The following is a 14,255-nucleotide window of genomic DNA, read 5'->3' as shown; positions in this document are numbered from 1 at the left end:
GCGACAATGGGCGGTATGCCTTCCGTACTGCCCGATGGTGAACCCGTGCCCGACGACGGGGCGCTGCCCCGCCATGCCCTGGAAGGCGCAGCCGACCGCCCGCTCGGCTTCTACCTGCACGTGCCGTACTGCGCGACCCGCTGCGGCTACTGCGACTTCAACACCTACACCGCGACCGAGCTGCGCGGCTCCGGCGGTGCGCTGGCCTCCCGCGACAACTACGCGTCCCACCTGATCGGCGAGGTCCGCCAGGCCCGCAAGGTCCTCGGCGACGACCCCCGCCCGGTGCGCACGGTCTTCGTGGGCGGCGGCACCCCGACCCTGCTCGCGGCGGCCGACCTGGTCCGGATGCTGGCGGCGGTCCGCGAGGAGTTCGGGCTCGCCGACGACGCCGAGATCACCACCGAGGCCAATCCGGAGTCCGTGGGCCCGGACTACCTGGCCGAGCTGCGCGAGGGCGGTTTCAACCGGATCTCCTTCGGCATGCAGAGCGCCCGGCAGCACGTCCTGAAGATCCTCGACCGCACCCACACCCCGGGCCGGCCCGAGGCCTGTGTGGCCGAGGCGCGGGCGGCCGGGTTCGAGCACATCAACCTGGACCTGATCTACGGCACCCCCGGCGAGTCCGACGACGACTGGCGCGCGTCCCTGGACGCGGCGATCGGCGCCGGGCCCGACCACGTCTCCGCGTACGCGCTCATCGTGGAGGAGGGCACCGGCCTCGCCCGCCGCATCAAGCGCGGTGAGATCCCGATGACCGACGACGACGCGCACGCCGACCGCTACCTGATCGCGGACGAGGCGATGGCCGCCGCCGGCTACTCCTGGTACGAGGTGTCGAACTGGGCCCGTACGCCCGAGGGCCGCTGCCTGCACAACGAGCTGTACTGGCGGGGCGCCGACTGGTGGGGCGCCGGACCGGGGGCGCACAGCCACGTCGGGGGCGTGCGCTGGTGGAACGTGAAGCACCCGGGGGCGTACGCGCAGGCGCTCGCCGAGGGGCGTTCGCCGGGGGCCGGGCGCGAGATCCTGTCCGCCGAGGACCGCCGCGTCGAGCGCATCCTGCTGGAACTGCGGCTCGTGGACGGCTGCCCGCTCTCCCTGCTCGCCCCCGCCGGCCTCGCGGCGGCCCGCCGGGCGGTGGACGACGGCCTCCTGGAACCGACGCCGTTCGCCGACGGCCGGGCCGTGCTGACGCTGCGCGGGCGGCTGCTGGCCGACGCGGTGGTACGCGACCTGGTCGACTGAGCCCGGCGCGCGCTCGGGGGCGTACGCACCGAACAAGGCGTACGCCCCCGCTCACTTCAGCGGGCACTCCGGCGGCTCCAGGGCCACCTTCCCCGCCGCCCGGCCGCAGATGACCCGGGCGTGGCTCCGGCCGTCCGGGTAGGTGATCTGCACGACGTCCAGACCGTGGCCCGCCTGCGCCTCGTACGGGATGAAGCCGCGGAAGGTGATCGTCCCCGTGGGCATCGTCCGCAGGTTCACCGCGTACAGGTTCGCCCAGGTCTCCGCCGCGCTGTTCACCGCGTCGCCGTGGCTCGCCGCGTCGTACAGCGCGGCCGTGGCGCTGTACGACATCACCGACTGGCCGCTCGCGAAGAGCGGGTCCTCGTACGGTTTCGACGCCGGGAGGCGGGGAAGCGTCCCGCCCTCGGGCAGCAGCTTGGCCAGGGCCCGGTGCGACTCCTCGTAGAAGCCGTCGGCGCGGCCGCGGCCCATCGGGGCGAGGGCCGTGTGGTAGAGCGTGACGTTCTTCGTGGTGTCCGTGCTCGCGTCGAGCCGGGTCTTGGTCAGGTCGTCGCCCGTGAAGACGGTGATGGGGCGGCGCGCACAGCTGTGGGCGAGGCGGCTCATCAGGTTGGAGACGTCCTCGACCCGGCCCGCGAAGTACAGCGCGTCCGGCGCCGGGTCCGCCGCGCAGATCTGCTGCACGGGGCGGTCCAGATCGGCGCTGCTGCGGCGGCCGAGGTCGTACTCCACCGGCTCCGACAGCGCGAAGCCCGACTTGGCGAGCATCGCGCTGCCCACCTTGCGCTGCTCGACCGTGTAGCGGTCCTTGTCGTTGTTGACGAGCTTGCGCGACAGGACCAGGGCCCGGGGTTTGTGCGTGCCGGGCGCCCCTGCCGCCACCTGCTTCGCGACGAGGCCGAGGGCGTCCGCCTGCTCCTGGTCGGTGGCCGCCAGGCCGAAGTAGTTGGAGTAGTCCGTCGCCAGATAGCCGCCGGAGTTGGTGGTGTCCACCACGGGCAGGCCCGCCCGCTGAAGGAGCGCGGTGGCCTCCGGGCTGTCGGTGGTGTCCCGGCCGAGCCCGACCACGCCGACGACCGAGGGATCTCTTTCGGCCACCTCGATGATCTTCTTCACCGCGGGTATCTGCTGGAGCATGTCCTGCCCGCCGTTGGCGGTCAGCACCCGCAGCTTCACGGAGAAGTCCAGCGTGTTGGTGTGGTGCTGGTAGAGGTAGACGCCGGTCAGCTCCTCCAGGGCCTTGCGGGTGCCCTCCGCGGACGGGGCGGTGAACGGACCCGCGTAGATCAGCGTGACGTACTTGTCGCCCGGCTCGATCGAGGCGTTCTCCTCGGCCACCGCCCGCTCGATCCGGTCGAAGGTGACGCCCGCCCCGGCCCCGTCCAGCTCCAGGCCGTTGTCCTCCGCGAAGCGCACCCGGGTGGACGTCGCCACGCCGATGCACTCCTTGTCCCCGCCGCCCGGCCCGGCCAGCCGCACCGAGTCCGTGTCGACATCCGTGAGCGGGCCGTGGCAGTAACGGTTGGCCAGGTGGTTGCTCACCAGCATCGTGCCCAGCAGCGCGCCGGCCATCAGACCGGCGAGCGTCGTCCGCGACATCACCCACCACACCCACGTCCTGCGCACCCGCTGCGTGGACAGCTGCGCGTGCGCGTGCTCATGGGTCAGCTGGTCCGTCGACAGCGGCAGTCGCAGCACCCAGGCGGGCGTGGCCGTGCCCGAGGGCGACTGCCCCACGCTGAGATGGCCGACCCAGTCCTCGTACCGGGCCCGCGCCGCACCCGTGTGCACCGGCGGCGGGTCGGGCGGCAGCGGCGGGGTGTGCCGCAGGATCTCGGCCGCCGGCAGCGAGGCCAGGAGCAGCAGCGGATCGACCTCGCTGCGCCGGGAGCGGACGTTGTTGACCGCGTTGATCAGCTGCACGCCGCCGTTGCTCTGGACGGCCCTCGGCAGGAAGACCACCGGCGGCACGGTCCGCTTGCCGCGCCGCCAGTCCCACGCGTGCGGCCGGTAGTTGTTGCGCAGGTCCTCCAGCAGCGCCTGGACCCTCAGCTCCAGGTGGAACTGGCGCGACAGCTCGTCGCCCGCCGCCGCGTCGGCCACCCGCCCCGCGACCACCGCCGCCCGCGCCCGGATCACCCGCCACGAACCACTGGGCGAGAGCCGGGACCAGCCGTCCGACGGATAGCCGGTACTGGCGGCGGCCAGCGACGAGGTGGTGGCGAACCACCGGCTGGCCCGGCGCAGCCACAGCAGCGGCGGCGCCGACGTCGTCGCCAGCCGGATCACCGCGAGCCCGAGGACCGCGCCCACGGCCACCAGCATGGTCGGCAGCCAGCCGATCTCGCCGAGCAGCACACCCAGGACCGCGATGACCACGGCCCCCACGAAGGTCTCCGGCCGCACCGACTCGCGCAGCGCGGTCCACCAGGTGCCCCGGCCGCGCCGCCCGGCCCGCCAGCGCAGCGCGCTCAGCTCCTCCAGGATCCGCTCGTCGCGCTGGTCCCGGGAGCAGCCCGGGTCCGGGTCCCGCAGCACGGCCTCGGTGGCCTGCTCGATGGCGCCGAGCAGCCGGGAACGGGGGAACGCGAACGGCTTGTACTGCGAACCGCCCCGGGTCTCCCACGGCTTCTCGGTCAGCGTGCGGACCATGTCGAGCGCCGCGTCGTACGGGGAGTCGCCGTGCCCGTCGAGCAGGCGGAGGGGGACGCGGCGCGGCTGGTTGGCCCGGTGGACCTGGCGCACGATCTGCTCGACCCGGGCGTCCACGTCGGGCGGTACGTCGGCGTCGGCGGCCTGGAGGACCACCAGGGGCATCACGGGCCGGTTGTGGCGGTAGCCGTCGATGAGCTGCTGCATGAAATGGAAGACGGCGGAGGCCGCCTCGTTCTCCGCCGTGTCCCGCCACACCTCGCGTGTCATCGCCCCCGTGCCTTCCCTCGCGAAAAGAGCCTGGCCCCACTCAATAACCGATGATGTGTGCGAGGCGCAGCTATTCATCCGGATTGGTGCCGGATCGAGGGGAAGGCCGGCCGGACATCAGTCCGGAAGGGTGACGAAATCAATCAATTCCTCGACGCGGCCCAGGAGTTCGGGCTGAAGGTCCCGGTAGGAGCGCACCGAGGACAGGATGCGCTGCCAGGCCGCCCCGGTGTTCTCCGGCCAGCCCAGCGCCCGGCACACGCCCGTCTTCCAGTCCTGCCCGCGCGGCACCACCGGCCACGCCGCGATCCCCACCGACGAGGGCTTCACGGCCTCCCACACGTCGATGTACGGGTGCCCGACCACCAGCACGTTGCCGTCCGACACCTGGGCCGCGATCCGGGACTCCTTGGAACCGGGCACCAGATGGTCCACCAGCACCCCGAGGCGGGCGTCCGGCGCGGGCGCGAACTCCCGCACGATCGAGGGCAGGTCGTCGATGCCCTCCAGGTACTCCACGACCACGCCCTCGATGCGCAGGTCGTCGCCCCAGACCCGCTCGACCAGCTCCGCGTCGTGGCGCCCCTCCACATAGATCCGCCCGGCCCGCGCCACCCGCGCCCGCGCCCCGGGCACCGCCACCGAACCGGAGGCCGTACGCGTGGGCCGTACCGGGCCCCCGGCCGACGGGCGCACCAGCGTGACGACCCGGCCCTCAAGCAGGAAGCCGCGCGGCGCCATCGGGAAGACCCGGTGCTTGCCGAACCGGTCCTCCAGGGTCACCGTCGGCCCCTCGGCGGTCTTCTCGCACCGGATGACCGCGCCGCAGAAACCGGTCACCGCCTCCTCCACGACCAGATCGGTCTCGGCGGGCACCTCCGGGGCGGGGGCGGACTTCTTCCACGGCGGGGTCAGATCAGGCTGGTAGCTGCGCATCGCACGACGATAAGCGGGGAAGACCGATCGGCGGGGAAGACCTACGACACGCCGAACCGCCCCGCCAGCTCCGCCCGCTGGGCCCGGACGAACGCCGCGTCCACCACCGCCCCGTGCCCCGGCACGTACAACGCGTCCTCCCCGCCCAGTTCCAGCAGCCGGTCCAGCGCGCCCGGCCAGTGCGCCGGACGGGCGTCCGGACCGGCCTGGGGCTCGCCCGACTCCTCGACCAGGTCGCCGCAGAAAACCAGCGCGGGGGAGCCCGGGACCAGCACCGCCAGGTCGTGGCCGCTGTGCGCCGCGCCCACGTTCACCAGGACCACCTCCCGGCCGCCGCCCAGGTCCACCGTCAGCTCCCCGCGCACCTCGTGCCGCGGGGCCACCAGCACATCGGCGGACTCGGCCGCGTCCGCCTCGGGCAGGCCCTGGGCCACCGCGTCCGCGTACAGCTCACCGGCCCCGTGACGCAGCAGCTCCGCCATGCCCTCGGAGCCGTACACCCGGGCTCCGGCGAACGCGGCCGTGCCCAGCACATGGTCGAAGTGGGGGTGGCTGAGTGCGATGTGCGTCACCCTCCGGCCGAGCAGCGCCTCGGCCTGGGTGCGCAGTTCCACGCCCTCGCGCAGTGACGCACCGGTGTCACAGAGCAGCACCCCGTCCGCCCCGGCCACCAGCAGGGCCGTCGCGTCCCAGACCGGGAGGCGCCGACGGCCCGTTCCGTGACCCAGCCGCTCCCATCCGAAGTCTTCCCAAGAGGCATCCATACGGCGACGCTATCGGCAGCGACCTGCGCGGCAGCGAGGTAGCGTGGCCGGTCGCCCTTGCTAGGGCACCACCCCGTCGCCGTACACTGGCCGGGGATCGCTGGCACTCGTACGCACCGAGTGCCAGGAGGAATCCCGGGAACGGCCCGGGAACACCGACGTGGACAGCTGGAGGTGTGCGCGCGATGCTCAGCGAACGCAGACTCGAAGTGCTGCGCGCGATCGTCCAGGACTACGTCGGGACCGAGGAGCCCGTCGGCTCCAAGGCGCTCACGGAGCGGCACAAGCTGGGGGTCTCCCCGGCGACCGTCCGCAACGACATGGCGGTGCTGGAGGAGGAGGGCTTCATCGCCCAGCCCCACACCAGCGCCGGGCGCATCCCGACGGACAAGGGCTACCGGCTCTTCGTGGACAAGCTGGCGGGCGTCAAGCCCCTCTCCTCGCCCGAGCGCCGCGCCATTCAGAACTTCCTCGACGGCGCGGTCGACCTGGACGACGTCGTGGGCCGCACCGTACGGCTGCTCGCGCAGCTGACCCGGCAGGTCGCCGTCGTGCAGTACCCCTCGCTGACCCGTTCGACGGTGCGGCACGTGGAGCTGCTGTCCCTGGCCCCGGCGCGGCTGATGCTCGTGCTGATCACGGACACCGGACGGGTCGAACAGCGGCTGGTGGACTGCCCGGCGCCGTTCGGCGAGACCGCGCTCGCCGATCTGCGGGCCCGGCTCAACAGCCGGGTGGTGGGGCGCCGGTTCGCCGACGTCCCGCAGTTGGTGCAGGACCTGCCGGAATCCTTCGAGAGCGAGGACCGGGGAACCGTGTCCACCGTTCTCTCGATCCTGCTCGAAACGCTTGTCGAGGAGACGGAGGAGCGGCTGATGATCGGCGGCACCTCCAACCTCACCCGCTTCGGACACGACTTCCCTGTGATGATCCGGCCGGTGCTCGAAGCACTGGAGGAACAGGTGGTGCTGCTGAAGCTGCTCGGCGAGGCCAAGGACTCGGGCATGACCGTACGCATCGGGCACGAGAACGCCCACGAGGGCCTCAACTCCACGTCCGTCGTCGCGGTCGGCTACGGTTCGGGCGACGAGGCAGTCGCCAAACTCGGCGTGGTCGGACCGACCCGCATGGACTACCCCGGAACGATGGGAGCGGTACGCGCAGTGGCACGTTACGTCGGACAGATCCTGGCGGAGTCGTAAGTGGCCACGGACTACTACGCCGTACTCGGCGTGCGCCGCGACGCTTCCCAGGACGAGATCAAGAAGGCATTCCGGAGGCTCGCCCGCGAGCTGCACCCGGACGTCAACCCCGATCCGAAGACCCAGGAGCGGTTCAAGGAGATCAACGCCGCTTACGAGGTCCTGTCGGACGCGCAGAAGAAGCAGGTCTACGACCTCGGCGGAGACCCGCTCTCGCAGTCCGGCGGCGCCGGCGCGGGCGGCTTCGGCCAGGGCGGCTTCGGCAACTTCTCCGACATCATGGACGCGTTCTTCGGCACGTCGTCGCAGCGCGGGCCCCGCTCGCGCACCCGGCGCGGCCAGGACGCCATGATCCGGCTGGAGATCGACCTCGCCGAGGCGGCCTTCGGCACCACCAAGGACATCCAGGTCGACACCGCCGTCGTCTGCACCACGTGCAGCGGCGAGGGCGCGGCCCCGGGCACCTCGGCGCAGACCTGCGACATGTGCCGCGGCCGCGGTGAGGTCTCCCAGGTCACCCGGTCCTTCCTCGGCCAGGTCATGACCTCCCGCCCCTGCCCCCAGTGCCAGGGCTTCGGTACGGTCGTGCCGACCCCGTGCCCGGAGTGCGCCGGTGACGGCCGCATCCGCTCGCGACGCACGCTGACCGTGAAGATCCCCGCCGGTGTCGACAACGGCACCCGCATCCAGCTCGCGGGCGAGGGCGAGGTCGGCCCCGGCGGCGGCCCCGCCGGAGACCTCTACGTCGAGATCCACGAGCTGCCGCACGCGGTGTTCCAGCGCCGCGGCGACGACCTGCACTGCACGGTCACCATCCCCATGACGGCGGCGGCCCTCGGTACCAAGGTGCCGCTGGAGACGCTGGACGGCCTGGAGGAGGTCGACATCCGGCCGGGCACCCAGTCCGGCCAGTCGGTCCCGCTGCACGGGCGCGGCATCACCCACCTGCGGGGCGGCGGACGCGGCGACCTCATCGTGCACGTCGAGGTGACCACCCCGGTCAAGCTCGACCCCGAGCAGGAACGCCTGCTGCGCGAACTGTCCAAGCTGCGCGGCGAGGAGCGGCCCACCGGCCAGTTCCAGCCGGGCCAGCAGGGCTTGTTCTCCCGCCTGAAGGACGCCTTCAACGGCCGCTGACGGCTTGCGCGCACCCGGTACGGGCCCGGCCTCCGGGCCCGTACCGGCGCGCCGCGACCGGCCAAAACGCTGCCGTGGGGCGGGCATCACGGGACAGGAAGGACATGACACGATGCGGTCATGCCCTCCGCGCTGACCGCTCTCTGCCGGTATCCCCTCGTGCAGGCCCCCATGGCCGGCGGTCCGTCCTGCCCGCAGCTCGCCGCCGCCGTCTCCGAGGCCGGTGCGCTGGGCTTCCTGGCCGCCGGATACAAGACGGCGGACGCCCTGCGCGACGAGATCCAGCAGGTGCGCGCCCTGACCGGGCAGCCCTTCGGCGTCAACCTCTTCATGCCGCAGTGCGAACCGGCGGACCCCGCCGCGCTGGAGGACTACCGCCACCGGCTCGCGGACGAGACCGGCCGTTACGAGACCGGGCTCGGCGACCCGGACGTCCCCGGCGACGACGGTTACGAGGACAAGCTCGCCGTCCTCCTCGAAGCCCCGGTCCCGGTCGTCTCCTTCACCTTCGGCTGCCCCTCGCGCGACACGCTCGACGCGTTCGCGGCCGCCGGTACGTACACCGTCGTCACGGTCACCTCGCCGGAGGAGGCCCAGGCCGCCGAGTGGGCCGGGGCCGACGCCGTCTGCGCCCAGGGCACCGAGGCGGGCGGCCACCGCTCCACGTTCCACGACGACCCGGCGACCGAGGACGGCGGCACCGGGCTGCTGAGCCTGGTCGCCCAGGTCCGCGAGACCGTGCAGATACCGGTCGTCGCCGCGGGCGGCCTGATGCGCGGCGCCCAGATCGCCGCGGTCCTCGCGGCGGGCGCGGACGCCGCCCAGCTCGGCACCGCCTTCCTGGCCTGCCCGGAGTCCGGCGCCCACGTCCTGCACAAACAGGCCCTGACCAACCCGCTGTTCGTCCGGACCACCCTGACCAGGGCCTTCTCCGGGCGCCCGGCACGCGGCCTGGTCAACCGCTTCGTGCGCGAGCACGGCCCGTACGCCCCCGCCGCCTACCCCCAGGTCCACCACATGACCTCCGTGCTGCGCAGGGCCGCCGCCCGCGTCGGGGACGCCCAGGGCATGGCGCTCTGGGCCGGGCAGGGCCACCGCATGGCCCGCGAGCTGCCCGCCGGACGGCTGGTCCGGCTGCTCGCCGAGGAACTGGACGCCGCACGGACGGCAGTGAGCACAAGGAGCGCACAGTGACGGCACCCGTCTTCGTCGTCGGACACCTGCCGGACGCCCCCGAGTTCGTCCTCGACGGGCCCGAGGGACGCCACGCCGTCTCCGTGAAGCGCCTGCGCACCGGCGAGGAGGTCGTCCTCACGGACGGCCGCGGCCGGTGGGCCCAGGGTGTCGTGCGCGCCGCCGAGGGCAAGGACCGGCTGGTCGTCGGCGACCTGGCGCCGGTCCACGAGGAGCCGCGCCCCGCGCTGCGGATCACCGTCGTCCAGGCCCTGCCCAAGGGGGACCGGGGCGAGGTCGCCGTGGAGACGATGACGGAGACCGGTGTCGACGCGGTCGTCCCGTGGCAGGCGGCGCGCTGCATCACCCAGTGGAAGGGCGACCGCGGCCTCAAGTCCCTGGCCAAATGGCGCGCCACGGCCCGGGAGGCCGGAAAGCAGTCGCGCCGGGTGCTCTTCCCGGACGTGGCGGACCTGGCCACCACCAAGCAGGTCGCGGGCCTGCTCGCCGGGGCCGACTTCGCGGCCGTCCTGCACGAGGACCGCGACCACCCGAGCGAAGCGCTGGCCACCGTCGCCCTGCCCGGTGAGGGCGAGATCGTGCTGGTCGTCGGCCCCGAGGGCGGTGTGTCGCCGGACGAGCTGACCGCGTTCGCCGCCGCGGGCGCCCACACCTGCCGCCTCGGCCCCTCGGTCCTGCGCACCTCGACGGCGGGCACCGCGGCGACGGCGCTGCTCCTGGGGCGCACGGGGCGCTGGTCGTAAACCGTCCCCGATGGGGTGGTTGTGCCCGGAAGCGGTCTACCGCGCCGTCGGACGGGGTGGGAAGCTGCCCGTATGGGGACATCAAGGGCAGGGGGCCATCGTGCGGCCCGTCGTTTTCCGGCCGCGCTCTGCCTCGCCGCGGCCGCCGTCGCCGGGCTCACCGCCTGTGAACCGGGCGACGCCACCGGCGCGTTGAACACCGCGTCCGTCGCCTTCACCACGGACCGGACCGCCACCCGCGCCTTGGAGCACGAAGGCGTCCAGGTGCGCTGGCTGACCTGCACGGCCTCGCTCGACGGCGGCGGCGCCAACCGCTCCGCGGCGCCCTCCGCCACCCGCCGGGCGGCCGAGGTCCACTGCGACGGCAAGACCAAGTCCGGCGGGGACATCGCCCTGGACGGGCAGGTGACCTACGCGGTCGAAGGCCGGTGCGTACGGGGCGACATGACCGCGAAGACCGGTGGGCGCGCCGTCTTCCGGGCCACCCTGCTCGGCGACTGCACCGCCCCGGCCACGACCGCGCCGCCCGCCGGAGCCCCCGGCCCGGACAGCGGCCCGACGGCCACCGTGACGGTGACGGTCACCGCGTACCCCGGCAAGTAGCGGCGTGACCGCGGCGGTTGGCCGATGGCCCGGCCCGCAGGTACCCGGGGCACGGGCGGCGGCGTGCGACGTACTCCGGCCAACCCCGTGCCACCAGGCACACCTGCGGCCTAGGGTGATCGTGTGACACAGCCTTCCTACCTCCGGTACCCCCATGTCCAGGGTGACTTGATCGCCTTCACCGCCGAGGACGACGTCTGGCTCGCCCCACTCGACGGCGGCCGGGCGTGGCGGGTCAGCGCAGACAACCGTCCCGTCACCCAGCCGCGCATATCTCCCGACGGCACCCTCGTCGCCTGGACGTCCACCCGCGACGGGGCGCCCGAGGTGCACCTCGCCCCCGCCGACGGCGGGCCCTCCCGGCGGCTCACCCACTGGGGCGACGCCCGCACCACCGTGCGCGGCTGGACCCCCGAAGGCGACGTACTGGTCACCAGCACCCAGGGCCAGGTCTCGCTGCGCCGCACCTGGGCCCGGGCCGTCCCGGTCGACGGCGGTCCCGCGCGGACCCTCCCGTACGGTCCCGTCGGCTCCCTCGCGTACGGGCCGGGCGGACGCGTCCTGCTGCTCTCGGCCACCATGGGCCGCGAGGCCGCCAGCTGGAAGCGCTACCGGGGCGGCACGGCCGGGAAGCTCTGGATCGCGGCGGAGGACGACCCGCTGGAGTTCGCCCGGATCCACGAGGACCTCGACGGCAACATCGAGTGCCCGATGTGGGTGGGGGAGCGCATCGCGTTCCTCTCCGACCACGAGGGCACCGGCGCCCTCTACTCCTCGCTGCCCGACGGCACCGACCTGCGGCGGCACACCCCCGTCGACGGCTTCTACGCCCGGCAGGCCACCACCGACGGCACCCGGGTCGCCTACGCCTCCGCCGGTGAACTCTGGGTCCTGGACGGCCTGGAGGGCGACGGGCCCCGTCGCGTCGAGCTCCGGCTCGGCGGCCAGCGCGCCGACCTCCAGCCCTACCCGCTGCACGCCGACAGCCACCTGACCAGCGCCTCGCCCGACCGCACCGGCCGGGGCAGCGCCGTCCTGTCGCGGGGCGCCGTGCACTGGGTCACCCACCGCGAGGGCCCGGCCCGCGCGCTCGCCGCCGAGCCCGGCGTACGGGCCAGGCTGCCGCGCACCTTCCAGGCCGACGGCGACCAGCACGTCGTCTGGGTCACCGACGCCGAGGGGGACGACGCGCTGGAGATCGCCCCCGCCGCCGGCACCGCCCCCGGCGCCACGCCCCGCCGCCTCGCGGCCGGCCGCCTGGGCCGTGTCCTGGACCTCGCTCCCGCCCCCGACGGCAGCCGGTTCGCGGTCGCCGCGCACGACGGGCGGGTCCTGATCGTCGAGCGTGAGAGCGGCGAGATCCACGAGGTGGACCGCAGCGAGAACGGCGACGCCTCCGGCCTCGCCTGGTCGCCCGACTCCGCCTGGCTCGCCTGGTCGCACCCCGGCCCCGAGCCGCTCAGCCAGCTCAAGCTGGCCCACATCGCCGACCTGTCGGTCTCCGAGGCGACGCCCCTGCGGTTCCGGGACTTCGCGCCCGCCTTCACCGCCGACGGAAAGCACCTGGCCTTCCTCTCCGAGCGCGCCTTCGACCCGATCTACGACGCCCACGTCTTCGACATGGCGTTCATCGGCTCCTGCCGGCCGCACCTGCTCACCCTCGCGGCGACCACGCCCTCCCCGTTCGGACCGCAGCTGCACGGGCGGCCGACGGAGAAGGAGAAGGGCGGCGACGGCGAGGACAACCCCACCGCGCTGCCCATCACCCGCATCGACCTGGACGGCCTCGCCGACCGGATCGTGCCCCTTCCCGTCGAGGCCGCCGTCTACTCCTCGCTCCGCACCGCGCGGGACGGGCTGCTCTGGCTGCGCCACCCGCTCACCGGGGTCCTCGGCACCAGCGGGGCCGGTCCGGACGCCCGCCGCCCGGACACCGTCCTGGAGCGGTACGACCTGGAGAAGCTGCGCTGCGAGGAGCTGTCCTCGGACGTCAGCCGTTTCGCGGTGAGCGGTGACGGGAAGCGGCTGGCGATCGTCCACCACGGCAAGCTGTCCGTCGTCCCCTCCGACAGCCGGGTGCCCGCGGGCGACGACGACCACGACGACGCCGTGACCGTCGACCTCTCCCGTGTCCGCCGCACCCTCGACCCGGCCGCCGAGTGGCGTCAGATGTACGACGAGGCCGGGCGCGTCATGCGGGACAACTTCTGGCGGCCCGACATGGGCGGCGTCGACTGGGCCGGGGTCCTCGACCGCTACCGCCCGGTCCTGGAGCGCGTCGCGACCCACGACGACCTCATGGACCTGCTCTGGGAGGTCCAGGGCGAGCTGGGCACCTCGCACGCCTACGTCACCCCGCCCGGCGGGTGGCGCGACGACGCGGCCCGGCAGGGGCTGCTCGGGGCGGACGTCTCCCGGGCGGAGGACGGCAGCTGGCGCATCGACCGCGTGCTGCCCTCCGAGACCTCGGACCCGGCCGCCCGCTCGCCGCTCGCCGCGCCGGGCGTCGCGGTCCGGGCCGGGGACGCGATCGTGGCCGTCGACGGGCACCCGGTCGATCCGCTGACCGGGCCCGCGCCGCTGCTCACCGGCTCGGCCGGCAAGCCCGTCGAGCTGACGGTCTCCCCGGCCGACGGGGGCGACCGGCGCCACGTCGTCGTCGTGCCCGTCGGCGACGAGGAGGCCCTGCGCTACCACGCGTGGGTCGCCGACCGGCGGGCGTACGTGCACGAGCGGTCCGGGGGGCGCCTCGGCTACCTGCACGTCCCCGACATGGTCGGCGGCGGCTGGGCCCAGATCCACCGCGACCTGCGCACCGAGATGGCACGCGAGGGCCTGGTCGTGGACGTCCGGGAGAACCGGGGCGGCCACACCTCGCAGCTCGTGGTCGAGAAGCTGGCCCGCCGCATCGTCGGCTGGGACCTGCCGCGCGGCATGCGCCCCGCGAGCTACCCGGGCGACGCGCCGCGCGGGCCGGTGGTCGCCGTCGCGAACGAGTTCTCCGGGTCGGACGGCGACATCGTGAACGCGGCGATCAAGGCGCTGAAGATCGGGCCCGTGGTCGGGGTGCGGACATGGGGCGGCGTGGTCGGCATCGACAGCCGGTACCGGCTGGTCGACGGGACGCTGGTCACGCAGCCGAAGTACGCGTTCTGGCTGGAGGGGTACGGGTGGGGCGTCGAGAACCACGGCGTGGACCCGGACGTGGAGGTCGTGATGACGCCTCGGGACCACGCGGAGGGGCGTGACCCTCAGCTGGACGAGGCGATCCGGATCGGGCTGGAGTCGCTGGACCGGGTCCCGGCGAAGGTGGCACCGGAGCTGCCGGGCCTTCCGGGGTGACCTGACCGGGGCACTGCCCCGGACCCCGCTCCTCAAACGCCGGCGAGGCTGGAGGTGGCCGCGCGGCCAAAATCAAGCCTCTCCGGCGATTGAGGCGCGGGGGTACGGGGGCAGAGCCCCCGATAGGCTGGCCCGCAACGGATCACCCGAGCCCAAGGAGC

General features: G+C 73.7%; 10 protein-coding genes. 7 read left to right on the top strand and 3 right to left on the bottom strand.

Going from position 1 to position 14,255, the window contains the following annotated elements; all coding sequences use genetic code 11:
- Positions 1–15: 15 nt before the first annotated feature.
- Positions 16–1,248 carry a radical SAM family heme chaperone HemW gene (hemW, locus tag AMK18_RS17550; protein WP_073863494.1) on the top strand — a complete coding sequence of 411 codons (1,233 nt, stop codon included), beginning with the start codon at positions 16–18 and terminating at the stop codon, positions 1,246–1,248.
- Positions 1,249–1,299: 51 nt separating this feature from the next.
- Here the strand turns inward: hemW and AMK18_RS17545 are convergent, their stop codons facing one another.
- From AMK18_RS17545 to AMK18_RS17535, 3 genes are all read right to left on the bottom strand, one after another.
- Positions 1,300–4,173: a hypothetical protein gene (locus AMK18_RS17545; protein ID WP_073863493.1), complete on the bottom strand. Its 2,874-nt coding sequence runs from the start codon at positions 4,171–4,173 to the stop codon at positions 1,300–1,302.
- Between the two features lie 117 nt (positions 4,174–4,290).
- Positions 4,291–5,109: a DUF3097 domain-containing protein gene (locus AMK18_RS17540; RefSeq protein ID WP_073863492.1), complete on the bottom strand. Its 819-nt coding sequence runs from the start codon at positions 5,107–5,109 to the stop codon at positions 4,291–4,293.
- Between the two features lie 41 nt (positions 5,110–5,150).
- Positions 5,151–5,873, bottom strand: a complete 723-nt coding sequence (locus AMK18_RS17535; RefSeq protein WP_018103246.1) for an MBL fold metallo-hydrolase — start codon at positions 5,871–5,873, stop codon at positions 5,151–5,153.
- A gap of 185 nt (positions 5,874–6,058) precedes the next feature.
- On the opposite strand from AMK18_RS17535, the gene hrcA reads away from it, so the two are divergent.
- From hrcA to AMK18_RS17505, 6 genes are all read left to right on the top strand, one after another.
- Positions 6,059–7,075 (top strand): heat-inducible transcriptional repressor HrcA, encoded by a 1,017-nt coding sequence (gene hrcA / locus AMK18_RS17530; protein ID WP_073863491.1) that lies wholly within the window; start codon positions 6,059–6,061, stop codon positions 7,073–7,075.
- Positions 7,076–8,212 (top strand): molecular chaperone DnaJ, encoded by a 1,137-nt coding sequence (dnaJ, locus tag AMK18_RS17525; protein ID WP_018103248.1) that lies wholly within the window; start codon positions 7,076–7,078, stop codon positions 8,210–8,212.
- A 120-nt stretch (positions 8,213–8,332) separates the two neighbouring features.
- Complete coding sequence (locus tag AMK18_RS17520) at positions 8,333–9,406, top strand: nitronate monooxygenase (RefSeq protein WP_073863490.1); 1,074 nt, start codon at positions 8,333–8,335, stop codon at positions 9,404–9,406.
- Positions 9,403–10,149: a 16S rRNA (uracil(1498)-N(3))-methyltransferase gene (locus AMK18_RS17515; RefSeq protein WP_018103250.1), complete on the top strand. Its 747-nt coding sequence runs from the start codon at positions 9,403–9,405 to the stop codon at positions 10,147–10,149. Before AMK18_RS17520 ends, AMK18_RS17515 begins: the two co-directional genes overlap by 4 nt.
- A 72-nt stretch (positions 10,150–10,221) precedes the next feature.
- On the top strand, positions 10,222–10,752 hold the full coding sequence (locus AMK18_RS17510; protein ID WP_241836586.1) for a hypothetical protein: 531 nt from the start codon (positions 10,222–10,224) through the stop codon (positions 10,750–10,752).
- 123 nt (positions 10,753–10,875) lie between these two features.
- The gene (locus AMK18_RS17505; protein ID WP_198957025.1) at positions 10,876–14,094 is read left to right on the top strand and encodes a S41 family peptidase; all 3,219 of its coding nucleotides are present in this window, start codon (positions 10,876–10,878) and stop codon (positions 14,092–14,094) included.
- The last annotated feature ends 161 nt before the right edge of the window (positions 14,095–14,255 follow it).

It is taken from the genome of Streptomyces sp. CB01249 (assembly GCF_001905735.1).
In the GTDB taxonomy this organism is placed as follows: Bacteria; Actinomycetota; Actinomycetes; order Streptomycetales; family Streptomycetaceae; genus Streptomyces.
Note: the sequence above shows the minus strand (reverse complement) of the source record. Positions and strands in the feature narration are given on the sequence as shown.

Coding starts and splice junctions, on each gene's coding strand:
- hemW (WP_073863494.1), top strand. CDS start 16: ATGCCTTCCGTACTGCCCGATGGTGAACCCGTGCCCGACGACGGGGCG.
- AMK18_RS17545 (WP_073863493.1), bottom strand. CDS start 4,173: ATGACACGCGAGGTGTGGCGGGACACGGCGGAGAACGAGGCGGCCTCC.
- AMK18_RS17540 (WP_073863492.1), bottom strand. CDS start 5,109: ATGCGCAGCTACCAGCCTGATCTGACCCCGCCGTGGAAGAAGTCCGCC.
- AMK18_RS17535 (WP_018103246.1), bottom strand. CDS start 5,873: ATGGATGCCTCTTGGGAAGACTTCGGATGGGAGCGGCTGGGTCACGGA.
- hrcA (WP_073863491.1), top strand. CDS start 6,059: ATGCTCAGCGAACGCAGACTCGAAGTGCTGCGCGCGATCGTCCAGGAC.
- AMK18_RS17520 (WP_073863490.1), top strand. CDS start 8,333: ATGCCCTCCGCGCTGACCGCTCTCTGCCGGTATCCCCTCGTGCAGGCC.
- AMK18_RS17510 (WP_241836586.1), top strand. CDS start 10,222: ATGGGGACATCAAGGGCAGGGGGCCATCGTGCGGCCCGTCGTTTTCCG.